Annotated in this window: 12 protein-coding genes and 1 pseudogene; 6 read left to right on the forward strand and 7 right to left on the reverse strand. The window is 34.7% G+C overall.

Annotated features, from left to right (window positions below; translation table 11 throughout):
* Positions 1 to 92 precede the first annotated feature (92 nt).
* The 3 genes from VB797_RS20040 (at position 93) to VB797_RS20050 (ending at position 5,258) form a co-directional block, all read left to right on the forward strand.
* Positions 93 to 2,480 carry a PAS domain S-box protein gene (locus VB797_RS20040; RefSeq protein ID WP_323239498.1) on the forward strand — a complete coding sequence of 796 codons (2,388 nt, stop codon included), beginning with the start codon at positions 93 to 95 and terminating at the stop codon, positions 2,478 to 2,480.
* 213 nt (positions 2,481 to 2,693) lie between these two features.
* Positions 2,694 to 3,908 carry an EAL domain-containing response regulator gene (locus VB797_RS20045; RefSeq protein WP_323239499.1) on the forward strand — a complete coding sequence of 405 codons (1,215 nt, stop codon included), beginning with the start codon at positions 2,694 to 2,696 and terminating at the stop codon, positions 3,906 to 3,908.
* Between the two features lie 450 nt (positions 3,909 to 4,358).
* On the forward strand, positions 4,359 to 5,258 hold the full coding sequence (locus VB797_RS20050; RefSeq protein WP_323239500.1) for a 2OG-Fe(II) oxygenase: 900 nt from the start codon (positions 4,359 to 4,361) through the stop codon (positions 5,256 to 5,258).
* 32 nt (positions 5,259 to 5,290) lie between these two features.
* Here the strand turns inward: VB797_RS20050 and VB797_RS20055 are convergent, their stop codons facing one another.
* Positions 5,291 to 6,193, reverse strand: a complete 903-nt coding sequence (locus VB797_RS20055) for a DMT family transporter (RefSeq protein ID WP_323239501.1) — start codon at positions 6,191 to 6,193, stop codon at positions 5,291 to 5,293.
* A gap of 322 nt (positions 6,194 to 6,515) precedes the next feature.
* On the opposite strand from VB797_RS20055, the gene VB797_RS20060 reads away from it, so the two are divergent.
* Both VB797_RS20060 and VB797_RS20065 read left to right on the forward strand, forming a co-directional pair.
* Entirely contained in the window at positions 6,516 to 6,860 is a 345-nt protein-coding gene (locus tag VB797_RS20060) for a hypothetical protein (RefSeq protein ID WP_323239502.1), read from the forward strand.
* A 583-nt stretch (positions 6,861 to 7,443) separates the two neighbouring features.
* Entirely contained in the window at positions 7,444 to 7,902 is a 459-nt protein-coding gene (locus tag VB797_RS20065) for a restriction endonuclease (RefSeq protein WP_323239503.1), read from the forward strand.
* Between the two features lie 119 nt (positions 7,903 to 8,021).
* On the opposite strand, the gene VB797_RS20070 is transcribed toward VB797_RS20065, so the two are convergent.
* The 5 genes and pseudogenes from VB797_RS20070 to VB797_RS20090 form a co-directional block, all read right to left on the reverse strand.
* Positions 8,022 to 8,162 (reverse strand): hypothetical protein, encoded by a 141-nt coding sequence (locus VB797_RS20070; RefSeq protein WP_323239504.1) that lies wholly within the window; start codon positions 8,160 to 8,162, stop codon positions 8,022 to 8,024.
* A 141-nt stretch (positions 8,163 to 8,303) separates the two neighbouring features.
* On the reverse strand, positions 8,304 to 8,507 hold the full coding sequence (locus VB797_RS20075; protein ID WP_323239505.1) for a hypothetical protein: 204 nt from the start codon (positions 8,505 to 8,507) through the stop codon (positions 8,304 to 8,306).
* 29 nt (positions 8,508 to 8,536) lie between these two features.
* The gene (locus VB797_RS20080; RefSeq protein WP_323239506.1) at positions 8,537 to 8,767 is read right to left on the reverse strand and encodes a type II toxin-antitoxin system HicB family antitoxin; all 231 of its coding nucleotides are present in this window, start codon (positions 8,765 to 8,767) and stop codon (positions 8,537 to 8,539) included.
* 278 nt (positions 8,768 to 9,045) lie between these two features.
* Complete coding sequence (locus VB797_RS20085; protein WP_323239507.1) at positions 9,046 to 10,173, reverse strand: phospholipase D-like domain-containing protein; 1,128 nt, start codon at positions 10,171 to 10,173, stop codon at positions 9,046 to 9,048.
* 234 nt (positions 10,174 to 10,407) lie between these two features.
* A pseudogene (locus tag VB797_RS20090) lies at positions 10,408 to 10,596 on the reverse strand (hypothetical protein); the annotation flags it as partial.
* Positions 10,597 to 10,958: 362 nt separating this feature from the next.
* Here VB797_RS20090 and VB797_RS20095 point away from each other — a divergent pair.
* On the forward strand, positions 10,959 to 11,423 hold the full coding sequence (locus tag VB797_RS20095; protein ID WP_323239509.1) for a restriction endonuclease: 465 nt from the start codon (positions 10,959 to 10,961) through the stop codon (positions 11,421 to 11,423).
* A gap of 59 nt (positions 11,424 to 11,482) precedes the next feature.
* Here VB797_RS20095 and acnB read toward each other — a convergent pair whose 3' ends face one another.
* Positions 11,483 to 14,146, reverse strand: coding sequence for a bifunctional aconitate hydratase 2/2-methylisocitrate dehydratase (gene acnB / locus VB797_RS20100; RefSeq protein ID WP_323239510.1), 2,664 nt, complete (start codon positions 14,144 to 14,146; stop codon positions 11,483 to 11,485).
* Positions 14,147 to 14,515: the final 369 nt, after the last annotated feature.

A 14,515-nucleotide genomic window follows, 5' to 3' on the forward strand; every position in this document is an offset into this window, starting at 1 on the left:
TCAATTAATCAAACCAATATTTCAGTATTTATACCCCAGTTATTCTTACCTCCCAGAGACAAGAATATGAAAAGAGATGTTCCCCTAGATTTATGCAAGTAGCTTTTCCTGTTTCTTCAACACCACTTTTTGAAAAATTATTTGAACAATTAATTGATTACACTCCACTGACTGTAGTACCAAAAACAACAGTTTGGGATACTATCGCATTGATGAATAAATATCAACCACCAGCACCATATGTGTTGATCGTGGAAAATTGGCAAGCTGTGGGATTATTTTCGTGGGAAAACGTTTTCCAGCTTGTGGAATCGGAAATTAATTTAAAAAACAGTAAAATTACTGAAGTGATGAATACTTCGGTAGTTAAGCTTAAATATTCTCAACTCCAAGACACAAAATTAATATTAAACACTCTAACTGAGTCTAAAGGTGTACCTATCCTAATTGAAGATGAAACAAAACAATTAGTAGGTTATATTTCACCTGCAAGTGTTACGGATTTTTTACTTAAAGATTATCAGTCAAAAATAATAGCAGCAGAAAATTTTAAAAATATCAATCAAGATATTCTATCAGAACCTTTATGCTCTGAGGAAAAGCTAAAAAGTGAAAATTTAGAAACTTCAATTTATTTTCAGCAAGCTTTGGGAAGTAGTAGTGAAGCTATTCTAATTACAGATTTAACTGGTCAAGCAACTTATCTCAATTCCAGCTTTACTAAAATCTTTAAGTATACTCGTGAAGAATTAAATGCATTAGGAGGATTCTCTTTATTATGGAACGATAGAGCAAAATATCAAGAATTATTAGCAACCATAAAAGAAGGAAAATCGTGGCACAGTGAATTAAAAATAAAGTTGTCTAACGGCGATATTTTATACATTAATCTCCAGATTGATGCGGTACAAGATATTACAGGAAATATTATTGGCATGATAAGCATTCATACCAATATTACCGAAGAAGTAAAAGCACAGAAAACTTTAAAGTTAAAAAATAAAGCAATAGCTGCTAGCAATAATGGGATAGCAATTTTTGATGTCAGATTACCTTCAAAACCAATTGTTTACGGCAACCCTGAATTTGAACGTTTGATTGGTGATAGTGTATCGGAAACACTGGGGATAAAAAACAGTTTTATTATAGATATAAATCATGCAATAAATAAATTATTTAGATTAGATTACACTTGTTCAAAAAAATTTACACCAATCATACGTAACTACTGCAAAGATGGTGAAGAATATTGGTATCAGCTTAACCTTTCTCCAATTTTTGACCGCAACAAAAAATTAACTCACTATTCATGTATTCAAACTGATATTACCGAGCATAAGCTTGCAGAAATGTCGCTATTGCTAACACAAGAAAAATTACAGCACCTGCTTTTGTCAAGCACGGGAGTAATTTACACCTCGAATTTTTGTGACGACTATAATATAAATTTTATCAGCGATAATATCTTAGAAGTGGTCGGCTATCAAGCAGATCAAATTGTATGCGATACCAATTTTTGGCTAAGTCATATTCATCCAGATGATTTACCATTATTTCTGGCACAAATACCCAAAATTTTTACTCAAAACAAAGTAATTATTGAGTATCGTTTTCTCCACAAGAACGGTAAATATATTTGGATATATGAACAATCAAAATTAGTTAAAGACTATGATAATAATCCTTTAGAACTTGTTGGTTATCGAATTGATATTACAGAACGAAAATTACTTGAAGAAGATTTAAAAAAAGCATTGGACAAAGAAAAAGAACTTAACCAACTTAAAAACAATTTTATTTCTATGACTTCTCACGAATTTCGTACTCCTTTAAGCACTATTCTTTCTTCGTCAGAGTTATTAGAGAACTACCGCAATCAGTGGGACGAAGAAAAGCAGATGAAGCATTTTAATCGCATAAAAACAGCAATCAAGCATATGATTAATTTGTTGAATGATGTGTTGTTTTTCGGTAAAGCTGAAGCAGAAACAATTGACTGTAATCCAGTCGAGATTGATTTAGTTGAATACAGTCAGAAGTTAGTAGAAGATGTACAAATAAATCAGAAGAAAAATGAAATTGGTCAACCAAATGTAAATATTAATTTTAGTATTAGTCTTATGAATAATCAGAGTAAACTAATTGCAAATATTGATGAAAAAGCTTTAGGACATATCTTAAATAACTTGCTTTCCAATGCAATTAAATATTCTCAACCTGGAACTAATGTTAACTTCACCATTTACGCTCAAAAGCAAGAGGCAATATTTGAAATTGAAGATCAAGGTATCGGAATTCCCTCGGAGGATTTACCTTGTTTATTCGATTCTTTTCATAGATGTCAAAATGTAGGTAATATTCATGGAACGGGATTAGGATTATCGATTGTCAAAAAGTGCTTAGATATGATCCAAGGTGAAATTAGTGTCACAAGCGAAGTTGGAGTAGGTACAAAGTTTACAGTGACAATTCCGCTATAAAATTGTTGTAATCGAGATATTTTATTAATAAATAAGCAATATATTGATAATTTTCGGTATAAATACTATGGCAGAAAATAAACAATTTAGAATATAAATGATTCAATGACAATTTTATCGTTTTTTGACCACAAAATAGTGCATCATAATTGGGTCATAATTAAATATTTATCAGCTATCATAATCAAAAAAAATAATTAAAAACTTACATATATGACTAAAATATTAGTAATTGAAGACGAAGAATCAGTACGCGAGAATATTGTGGATTTATTAGAAGCTGAAAGCTTTGAAATTTTAGCTGCTGCTGATGGAAAAATAGGAGTAGATTTAGCCGTTTCTGAAGTTCCAGACTTAATTTTGTGTGACTTAATGATGCCAAATATTAATGGCTATGAAGTTTTACAAAAATTACATTCACAAGCAGCTACAGCAACCATTCCATTTATTTTTCTTACAGCTAGAACTGCAAAAGCCGATTTACGTAAAGGGATGGATCTGGGTGCTGATGATTATCTTACCAAGCCATTTACTCGTTCGGAACTGTTAAATACAATAACCAGTCGCTTAGACAAACAAGTAACTACTTTAAAATATATTTCTAAAACTAACAAAAATACTGCAAGATTTTTACCAGAGTTTCAGATTGTAAAAACTTGCTTACTAAGAACTTTAGCAAAAAGAAACCTAAAAGAATTTCAAGTTCATTATCAGCCAATTATTGACACTAATTCGGGTTTAATTGTTGCTGCTGAAAGTTTAATCCGTTGGCAAAGTTCAGAATTAGGTTTGATTTCTCCAGCAGAATTAATTCCTTTAGCTGAATCGACTGGTTTAATCATTCCAATTGGAGAATGGTTAATAAAAAATGTCTGCAATCAAACAAAAATATGGCAAGATGCTGGGTACAAAAATTTCTACTCCACAATTAATATTTCAATTCATCAATTAATTCAGCCAGATTTTGTCCCGAAGATACTTAAATCATTAGCAGACAATAATTTACACTCGTCTTCTTTAGAACTGGAAATCACGGAAGGGACAATTGAGCAAGACGTGAATACAGTGATTAATAGAATGGAAGAATTGCGATCGCATGGTTTAAAATTTGCTATTGATGATTTTGGTACGGGTCGTTCTTCTTTGATTTATTTAAAACAGCTACCGATCAGTACTTTAAAAATTGACCATTACTTTATCCACAATATCGACAAAGACAAACAAAAATCAGCAATAACCAAAGGGATTATTGAAATGGCTCATAATCTCAATTTGCGAGTAGTTGCTGAAGGTGTCGAAACTAAAGCGGAATTAAATATTGTTCGCTTGCATAATTGCGATCGCACCCAAGGTTATCTTTTAAGCCATCCTTTACCTGTTACAGAGTTTGAAGAATTATTACTGACTAATAAACGCTTAACCGTTTAGAGTTTATGGATTACTTTCTTCATGAGGGATAGTACGCATACCATGCATAACACAAATTTACAATAAAAATTAATAAATATTAAATTCTTTGTCAGTAGAATTGACAAGATTTTCATCATATAAGTTACATAAAGTCTCAGAACGCATTAAAATTCTGAGGCTTTTTTCTGCTAGTATAAAAAGCTCTATTAGATGTAATACTATAATGCCTACCCCATGTTAACTACCGATGATTGAAGGCGAAAAAGTCTTATTAACCAATAAATGTAAAGCAAGTGTTAAGTAATCTCTTGTAAAAGTAAAATTTAGGCAAATTTTCAGTTTTGTTTGGTTTATATACGGAAAAATATGTAATTGTTTATTTGGCTTCTTCAATCATCTTTTATACACCTAGTTTTACAGAATTGTTTACATTTGCACCGATCACTGCGCCTTAACTCTAATAAAATCATGTATAAAAGGATTGTCTACAAAATTCGGAACGAACTATCCCTAAATTCCCAAAAACTTCCGTTTTGGTGTACTCAAGCTGAACTTAATTATCTAGCAGCACTGAAAAAACATTACTCATATTTACCTGTTATTTCGGATTATGAGAAAAATTTAATTGCTAACTTGAGAACTGAAGGAGTTGCGATGACTTCATTAGAAGCGTTGTCCATTTCTTATAACGAAATAATGCTTCAAGCAGCCAAAACCTTAATTCCTAAAATACCGCGAAGTATTTCAGAGAATAAGAATGAATTTGTAGTTCATGCTACACCGCAACAAATTCTAGAACATCAAGAAATTTTTCTTTGGGGTTTAGAAGAACGTTTAGTTAATATAGTTGAAAATTATATTGGCTTACCAGTTGCTTATCATGGAGCCTATTTCCGTAGAGATATTGCCAACACAGTTCAAGTAAAATCACGATTATGGCATATAGACCCTGAAGATAGAACAGTTTTAAAAATCGTAATTTATCTACATGATGTAGATGATAATAGCGGTCCTTTTGAATATATCCCCAAGTCTTTTACCTCTGAATTAGTTTCTTCCTTAAAATACAAACATGGTTATGTTCAAGATCAAACAATGGAGAAGGTAATATCTCCATCAAAGTTTAAAACTTGTACGGGAATTGCTGGAACGGTGATTTTAGCTGATACTGGTGGAATATTTCATCGAGGTAAAATACCTGTATCTTCAGATAGGTACGCAGTATTTTTTGATTATACTTCTAGGAAACCGATAGTACATAATCATTATCGTGCGTCTTTCCTGAGTAACGAAGATTTGCAATTGTTAAGTAAAAATCTTTCCCCTCAACAAAGAGAATGTGTTTTTTGGAAAGACAATTTTTGGTAATCCATATTTTATAAGTGATGGTAGAATATTCGCTATTTGAGATAAAACAGTAATGCTATTCCAGCGATAGAAATAAAAACACCTAAAATCGCTCGAATACTAACCTTTTCTCCCATCCAAATCGCAAACGGTATGACGAAAATTGGGCTAGTTTGCAAAAGAGTGGAAGCAATTCCTACAGATGTAAACTTAATTGCCGTTTGTTGCAGCCATATACCTAAGTAAGTTCCGCAGAAAGCCGCAAAAATAGTTGCCGTGATCGTTCGTGAATCTCGTAAGTTGCTCAGACGAAAGCTATGCTGTTTGAATAATGTCCATATCATCAAAATTAAAATTCCAGCACTTAATCTTAATAAAGCTGCCCATAAAGGATTAATGCTGGCATTAGTGTTTATACTAAATGCACTCCGTGAAAGTACGGCACCAATTGCCCCAGCAACAGCCGTTAACAAGCCAAAAGTTATACCACGTCGGAATTCTGTCGTTGAAATCTGTTTGACATCAGTAGTACGCTCGCTAACAACCCAAGCTACACCTAAAATTGTTAATAAAATACCGCATCCAGCCAAAATATTTAACTTTTCTTGCAGAAAAATCAGTCCAAAAATTGCTGACATAGGGGAAGTCAGAGTTTGCATTAGCAATGCTCGACGCGCCCCCAAACAGTTTATAGTAATAAAAAATGCCGTATCGCCCAAACTAATACCAATGACACCGCTCAACAGTATCAGAGACATTGGTAAAGTCGCGATCGCAGGAAATATTTCGCCCCTAACTACAATAGTAAAGACAAAAAGCGCGATCGCAATTATTCCTTTGATCAGATTTAACTGCAAAGGTGGAATCCGCGCACCCAATTTAGCATAAACTATAGATGCTACAGCCCATAAACAAGCAGCAGATAATGCCGCGATTTCCCCGATAAAATCTGTCATTACAAATATTAAGAAATATTAAAAAGAGTAACTTACCCTTTTCAATTAGTGAAAAACTTTAATATTTTAATATAAATAGCGTTATAAATATTAGCACTCTATGAAGCTGTCTGCTAATTTTTTATAAGACCAATGTTAGCATTCTCAATTATCAACTGCTAACTTTGTACGAGAGTAATTATATCACTGCATTGTGTATATTGCTAGCTTTTATTTGAAGAATAAACACCATAGTTTAGATTGCATTTAGTAACTTGTCCACAAACAACCGCTAAAACAGATCTTTAAAAATCAAAGTTTTTTCACAACCCGGAGTAATGCAATGAAATATACTTTCGATATTGTCGGTGTATCTCCAATATTGCACTTTTTTAATCATCAGTTGAGCGAAGAAAATAGAACGAGTCAAGGTGTAGAATATCTGGGAACCCATAAATGTACTTTAGATGCATTTCTGGAAACAGTTGAACCAGTACCCTCAAAGTGGGGTTGGAATATGGATGAAGTAGTAGATACAGTAGTTAAGTTTTGGATGAATAATTCCGAGAGTATTGGTTATTGGAAATCCCGTTTAACTGATGCGGGTAACGATAATGTGCTAGTTGCGAGGGTAGCGGATATGAAAGCGTTGAAATCGGAATTTAATTCTTTGTTAGGAGAAGGTTGATATTTAAGTATTTGTGCGGTGGTAGGGAAAATTAATTGATATATAAACCCTGCTTTCCCAGGGTTTTAAAATGTTTAATTGTAAGTTGTGTTAGATGGTATAAGAAAATTTAATATATAACGAATAATCAATCTTGCACCATAACTTAACATCGAATATTATCGTAAATACACTTATCTTGTAAATAGGTCGGCGTAGCCAAATCGTAATTGGGACAAGGAAGTAGGAACAAGGCTTTGAGACCAATTTACCCAGCCGTTACATAGTTGGTTTTATTTGTACCGACTTACTTAACCAATTAGTATTTATTTAGTTATAGGACTTAGCAAAAAGGCATATTTTTTTTGTGGGGTGCTGTGACACTTTGATTGATTTTTAACGCAATAATCAGGTTTTTAGTGTCACGCACCATCCGAGTCTTGTGACAATCGCGTAAGTCCTGAGTTATTTTATTTTAGATTTATTGAAAGTTTAAGTTATTTCGAGTTTTAAACAATATTTTATGGGTATAAATATTAAGACTATCAATGATTAGTTTTGACTTTAATTTAAAAAATATTAATAAACCGCAGACCAATAGTTTATGATTGAATTTCTTTTAAGTTTTATAATTTCATTAATTATTTTAACATATCTCATAAACGAGTTTGAAAGACAAAATGAAATTAATGAAGAAATTTATGAAGTCGATCAAATGAGGGGTAAACAATTTGAAGAGTATTTATTAATTCTGTTTGAGCAGAATGGTTATAAAGTAGAATTAACTCCAAGAAGTCAAGGCTATGGTGCTGACTTAATTCTATACAAAGATGGTTTGATATTCGCAGTACAAGCAAAAAGGTATAAAAAGCCTGTTGGCGTAAAAGCGGTTGAAGAAGTCTTAGGATCGATGAAATATCATAAGGCAAAGAAAGCAATAGTTATAACTAATAGTATATTTACTATGAATGCCGATCGTCTTGCACGTTCTAAATCAGTAATATTGTGGGATAGAAGAAAGTTAATTAAATTAATACGTCGTTCAAAAATGAAAGCATCTTAGTTTACATTAAAATTTTCTTGATTCCTAAACATCTGATTTTTTTCTCCTACTGTTAAAAACTCATGTAGTTCTACGATAAGAATAGATGCTTGATAAATATTGTCTTCAGCATTATAAACTTATTCAAAAGATTCTATTGCTTCTTTTAATTTAGCAATCGCATTCTCTTGATTATCTCCTTGTCCTACAATGCCATTTTCTAAGCATAAAGCTACCCAATAGGCAGCGCTTTGTCTTAGTATTGCCGTGTAAAAGTCCATTGTTATTTATTTGCTGGGGTGTGATTTAAGTAAAGCCAAATAATTGTAGGTTGGGTTAGACGCACTAAAAGACTTGAGATGAAACGAATAATTAATCATGCGTCGTAACCCAACATTAAATATTGTGCAGATAATCAGTATTCACTCTTTTTCTAATTCTGCTAATGCTTCATCTAAACTAAGTGGCGTTTCTCCTTCAACTTCCTTCATCGCCAAGATTAATGCTTTATCTTCAATGGCTTCTACGATACGTTGGTAGTCGCTAAAATCTATTACTACTTTACGGATATTACCTTCAGTATCGGTAATCAGTTCTTTTGCAAATGGATATTTATCAGCTTGCATAGGGTTTTAGAGATTTTGGAGGTGTAATTTTAATTTAGCGTGTTGGCATTTGAAATTCCCAGTTCAAAATTATCAGATAAAAAACGTCCTTCTTCAGCATAGTCTTCTTGTATCATCTGAAAAACATTGACGAGTTCGGCACTTGCTTCGTCTGATGTTTTTCCCCAAGCATGACAAGCGGGAATTGCAGGAATATAAGCAACAAAGGTGTTATTCTCATCGGGACGTATAACAACTGTGTAATCTTGTAGAGACTTCATAGGGTTAGTTTTACAGGTTTTATTAATAATGTAGCGCGATTATTGTGGGGGAGTTAGGAGTGCGATACGCGAAGCGTCAAGCCTCCGGCTTATCGCAATTCTCGCATCACACATTAGTAGTAATTGTAGGTTGGGTTAGGCGCACGGAAATACTTGATATGTAACGAATAATTAATCACGCGCCGTAACCCAACATCAAATATTGTGAATAATCCAATTATGTTGTGTTGGGTTTTGCGATCGCTCTACCCAATCTACTTACTACTTCCATATAAGCTTTAATCGCTATAAAGAAAGTTGTCTAACTCTACTTTTTTAAGAAAAAAATTGACAAACTCTTTGAAATTGATTGCCTGTGTTCCGAACACCATATAATTGTCATCAGATGGATAATAATACTCATAACCTTTAGAATTAGCAACGGCTCCAAGGACATTCAATTCTAGTTTTTGTCGTAACTCTATTTTTTGGTTATCTGACGGTTTTATTTTTGTATATTCAAAATTTCTTAGAAATTCTAACAAAGTTTGCTGACAACGGCAAATTGCATGACCAACTAAAAATGAATTAGATCCGAATTCAATTCTCCAATTTTTTTTATTACCAATTATGCGACTCGCGTGTCCAGGTGATAAAACAAAACGACCAGCTTTCGGATGATTCCAATAAGCTGACTTTCGGATAAATTCTTCAGCTAGAGAACGCTCTATTTCTTTATGCTCAGATAGTTGTTTAACCTTAGTTCTTATACTATTTACTTTTTCTTTCCACTTAAACTCTTCTTTTCGTTGAATGATTTCTTTTTCTATCCTTGCTTTTTCTTGTTCTCGCGCTATTCTTGCTTCTTCAATATGTTTGGTTTCTTCTGCCCAAATTTCATTCTCTAATTGATTTGCTTCTTTTCGTAACGAGTTATATTTCTTCTTAAGAGCAAGCAATCTATCTTCCAAGTTATAAATCATTCTTTTCGTTATACATTGACGTTGCTCTAGCCATTTTTCAAGCCTCCGTTCAATTTTGGCAACTTCTTTTGGATTGAAAATTGCTATACTTGCTTCCTTATTCCTAGTGCCGTTTCTTGTTAAATTCTGACTTCCTATACTAGCAAAACTACCTGGAATTAAAATCATTTTGGCATGAAGCCTCGGTAAATGATAAAGCTTACAACCTCTATCTGATAATCTTTTCAAAGTTTTTAAGGAAGATGCGCCAGATGCAAAGTTTTGTACAGAAAAAACAGTGTAAATTTCATACTGTCTATCAACTGAATTATCTATAATTAATTCTGCGGTTTTAGATGTTAGATAAGGTGACACAATGATAACTTTATCTGTTGCTTTGTTGACCTCTATCTTCCATCGACGGCTAATATTTTTCAAATAATAATCTGAAGGTTTATTTTTCATTATTTTGTTTTTGGTATTATCTTTTTTTATTAATATGACTTTTGTAGCAAATATGATTTCAATAATCTAAGGGTAGTATTCCGTATATTTAGGGTGGCTTACCGTATATTTACTTTTAGCTATACAAGCTGAAATACTTACTTGAATAATATATAAATACAAAAAAAGCCCGCACCACCGGGCTTCCCTTACACAATCCCAGGCTTCAATCTGCGGGTATCCGTCTCAAATCAACTACTTCCCAGCCCCCATAGGCATCCCTAAAATATCCTCAATTCTCGGCATTTCCTCCAACGGAATCACTCTACCTTCATCCTCAAAACCTTGAATTTGGTCAAAGTTTAAATACTTATACAAATCATCAGTAAAAGGATGAATTTTCTTCGCCACAATATCCATACATTCTTGTACCGAAGACAGTTGTAGGTTGGGTTAGACGCACGAGAAGACTTAATATGAAACGAATAATTAATCATGCGTCGTAACCCAACATTAGATATTGTTATTAATCCAACTATTTGATGTTGCGTTGTGCAAAAGGCACACCTAACGGTGAACGCTTCGCTCTACCCAACCTACTCCATTGCTTTCCATATTTTCAGCTTCTAAGAATAAGTATTTTTTCGGCTACTTTATTTTATCAACTTTATCAGAAGTTTAAGTTATTTCAAATTCAAAACAATACTTTACAGATAAAAATGGGAACTATAAATACTAAGGCTATGCATTATCGGTCTTAATCAGAGTTAAAAACAATTATTAAGTTATAAAAACAGGATTAATTTATGATTCCATTACTTGTTGGTGCGGCTATTGCAATTGGTGGTGTAATGATTGGAGTAAGCGAATATGAGAAAAAAGAGGAAGAAGCAAAACGGATACTTTCTAGTGGAATTAGTGAAGTTGATAAAATGACTGGAAAAGAATTTGAAAAACTTTTATTACTTCTTTTTAAAAATTTAGGTTATCAAATAAGCTTAACTTCAGGAAGTCAAGATTATGGTGCTGATTTAATTTTGTACAAAGATGGAGTGAAAACAGTAGTACAAGCAAAAAGGTATAAAAATCCTGTTAGCGTAAAAGCTGTTCAAGAAGTATCATCTTCACTCAAATACTATAAAGCTGACAAAGCAATGGTTATAACTAATAATAGGTTTACTGAAAATGCTTGTAATCTTGCACGTTCTAATTCAGTAGAATTGTGGGATAGAAAGAAACTCATTGAATTTATGCTTCATGCAAAAAGTTAGATAATTTATAACGCTAATATAGAATCTTTAAAAGGTGGGCATTGCCCACCCCAAACTAACTACTTCCCAGCCCCACTCGGCATCCCCAAAATATCCTCAATCCTCGGCATATCTTCCAACGCAATCACCCTACCTTCATCCTCAAAACCTTGAATTTGGTCAAAATTCAAATACTTATACAAATCATCAGCAAAAGGATGAATCTTCTTCGCCACAATATCCATATATTCCTGTACAGAAGGCAGCTTTCCTAACAATCCACAAACTGCTGCTAATTCAGCGGAGCCAAGGTAAACTTGTGCGCCTTTACCCATACGATTATTAAAGTTTCTCGTAGATGTAGAAAACACAGTTGCGCCATCTTCTACTCTTGCTTGGTTGCCCATACATAAGCTACAACCTGGCATTTCTGTTCGTGCATTTGCTTCTTCAAATACTTTGTAAATGCCTTCTTCTTTCAATTGCTTTTCATCCATCCGGGTAGGCGGACAAATCCACAATTGAGTAGTAACTTTTCCAGCATTTTCTAACACTTTAGAAGCTGCTCTATAGTGTCCAATATTGGTCATGCAGGAACCGATGAACACTTCATCAACTTTGTTACCGACTACTTCCGATAGTAATTTTACGTTATCGGGGTCATTCGGTGCGGCTACTATTGGTTCTTTGATTTCGTTTAAGTCAATTTCGATGACTTCTGCATATTCGGCATTTTCATCACCTGACATTAATACCGGATTTGCCAGCCATTCTTCCATTTTAGCGACGCGACGCATGATGGTACGAGCATCTTTGTAACCACGCGCTGCCATGTTCTTTAATAAAGCGACGTTAGAACGCAGATATTCCGCAACTGTTGCTTCGCTTAATTTAATGGTACAGCCAGCACAAGAACGTTCGGCGCTAGCATCTGTTAATTCAAACGCTTGCTCGACTTTCAAATCTGGCAAGCCTTCTATTTCCATGATTCTTCCAGCGAAGACGTTTTTCTTGTTCTGCTTTTCTACCGTTAACAAACCTTTTTGAATTGCGACGTAAGGTATAGCGTTAACAACGTCTCGTAAGGTAACACCGGGTTGCAATTCACCTTTAAATCTTACTAACACCGATTCCGGCATATCTAAAGGCATTACACCCAAAGCTGCCGCAAATGCAACTAACCCAGAACCTGCGGGGAAGGATATTCCCAAGGGGAAACGAGTATGGGAATCACCACCAGTTCCTACGGTATCCGGTAACAGCATCCGGTTTAACCACGAGTGAATAATACCATCACCGGGACGTAAAGCCACACCGCCGCGCTGTGCGAAAAAGTCGGGTAGTTCTTTGTGAGTTTCTACGTCAACGGGTTTGGGATAAGCTGCGGTATGACAGAAGCTTTGCATTACCAAGTCAGCGGAGAAACCCAGACAAGCAAGTTCTTTTAATTCGTCGCGAGTCATCGGCCCGGTGGTATCCTGAGAACCAACGGTAGTCATGAGCGGCTCGCAAGACATACCGGGGAGTACTCCAGGTAATCCGCAGGCTTTCCCGACCATTTTCTGCGCTAATGTAAAGCCTTTTCCGCTATCTTCGGGGGCTTGGGGACGAATAAATAATGTACTAGGTTCTAAATTTAATGCTGCGCGGATTTTATCGGTAAGCGCACGTCCGATAAGTAACGGAATTCTGCCACCAGCGCGGACTTCATCAAAAATTGTTTCGGGTTTGAGTGTGAAAGTGGAAATAACTTCGCCGTTTTCGTTGGTAATTTCACCTTTATAGGGATGAATCGTAATTACCATACCCGTTTCCATCTTGCTGACATCGCACTCGATGGGTAAAGCACCTGCATCTTCGGCAGTGTTGAAGAATATCGGCGCGATACTGCTGCCTAAAATATATCCTCCCGCACGCTTGTTGGGTACGTAAGGAATATCTGTTCCCAAATGCCACAATACTGAATTAATCGCCGATTTACGAGAAGAGCCAGTTCCTACCACATCCCCAACATATGCCACGGGATGCCCTTTTTCTTTTAATTTTGCAATAGTTGCCAACCCTTGAGGCATGGAACTTTCCAACATTGCCAAAGCGTGAAGGGGAATATCCGGGCGCGTAGTAGCATGGGTTGCAGGAGATAAGTCGTCTGTGTTGGTTTCACCGGGAACTTTAAAAACCGTAACGGTGATTGATTCAGGTACTTCCGAACGAATTGTAAACCATTCCGCTTCTGCCCAGGAATCAACTACCCTTTTAGCATAAGGATTAGTTTCAGCCAATTCTAAAACATCGTGGAAGGCATCGTAAACCAACAGCGTTTTACTTAGAGCAGCAGCAGCAGATGCTGCAATGGGTTCCTTACCTTCACCACCCATCACCAAAGGTGTTTCGGAAGAATTCGATAACGATGTAGTCGCAGTTTGTAACAATTCAATCAAAGACTGAACGTTGTAACCGCCGATCATCGTACCCAGTAACTGTACTGCTTCGATAGGTGAAATTAAAGGACAATCAATTTCTTTTTTAGCAACCGCAGTCAGGAATCCAGCCTTTACATAAGCTGCCGGATCGACTCCAGGGGAAACTCGATCTCGTAATAAATGCAGTAAAAATTCTGCTTCACCTTGCGGTGGATTTTTCAGTAATTCACACAGTTCGGATGTTTGTTTTGCATCTAATGGTAAGGGAGGAATCCCTAATGCAGTTCTTTCTTGAGCGCGATCGCGATATGATTCAAGCATTTTAATCTCCTATAGATACAACTGCAAATTTATAGTTTGATATTTATTCTCTACTTTTTTAGATTAACTTTTCTTAAAGTCTCTTCGATTCTCCTACAGATAGAATTACTAGCAATTGTTACGCTTTTTCTGTTTTACACTATACAAAATATCCAGTTTAAAAAAATAGAAAATAGTTTTTGAACGGTAGTTGAAATTATTAATTACAAGCATTGTTCGCTTCATAAATCTCAATAATACTAATGTGTAAATAGTTACTTCAGTTTTTAAAAAATAAGATTAATTTAAATAATTTTGACAATTACCATTCCAAGCTGAGTTCTAAAAGCATTTTGTAATTCTTATTATTATCACAATAAGCCAAGGTTG

The sequence above is a fragment of the Rivularia sp. UHCC 0363 genome (genome assembly GCF_034931125.1).
Classification (GTDB): domain Bacteria; phylum Cyanobacteriota; class Cyanobacteriia; order Cyanobacteriales; family Nostocaceae; genus Rivularia.

Excerpts from the sequence above, each read along its gene's own strand:
- VB797_RS20040 (WP_323239498.1), top strand. The coding sequence starts at position 93 with ATGCAAGTAGCTTTTCCTGTTTCTTCAACACCACTTTTTGAAAAATTA.
- VB797_RS20045 (WP_323239499.1), top strand. The coding sequence starts at position 2,694 with ATGACTAAAATATTAGTAATTGAAGACGAAGAATCAGTACGCGAGAAT.
- VB797_RS20050 (WP_323239500.1), top strand. The coding sequence starts at position 4,359 with ATGTATAAAAGGATTGTCTACAAAATTCGGAACGAACTATCCCTAAAT.
- VB797_RS20055 (WP_323239501.1), bottom strand. The coding sequence starts at position 6,193 with ATGACAGATTTTATCGGGGAAATCGCGGCATTATCTGCTGCTTGTTTA.
- VB797_RS20060 (WP_323239502.1), top strand. The coding sequence starts at position 6,516 with ATGAAATATACTTTCGATATTGTCGGTGTATCTCCAATATTGCACTTT.
- VB797_RS20065 (WP_323239503.1), top strand. The coding sequence starts at position 7,444 with ATGATTGAATTTCTTTTAAGTTTTATAATTTCATTAATTATTTTAACA.
- VB797_RS20070 (WP_323239504.1), bottom strand. The coding sequence starts at position 8,162 with ATGGACTTTTACACGGCAATACTAAGACAAAGCGCTGCCTATTGGGTA.
- VB797_RS20075 (WP_323239505.1), bottom strand. The coding sequence starts at position 8,507 with ATGCAAGCTGATAAATATCCATTTGCAAAAGAACTGATTACCGATACT.
- VB797_RS20080 (WP_323239506.1), bottom strand. The coding sequence starts at position 8,767 with ATGAAGTCTCTACAAGATTACACAGTTGTTATACGTCCCGATGAGAAT.
- VB797_RS20085 (WP_323239507.1), bottom strand. The coding sequence starts at position 10,173 with ATGAAAAATAAACCTTCAGATTATTATTTGAAAAATATTAGCCGTCGA.
- VB797_RS20095 (WP_323239509.1), top strand. The coding sequence starts at position 10,959 with ATGATTCCATTACTTGTTGGTGCGGCTATTGCAATTGGTGGTGTAATG.
- acnB (WP_323239510.1), bottom strand. The coding sequence starts at position 14,146 with ATGCTTGAATCATATCGCGATCGCGCTCAAGAAAGAACTGCATTAGGG.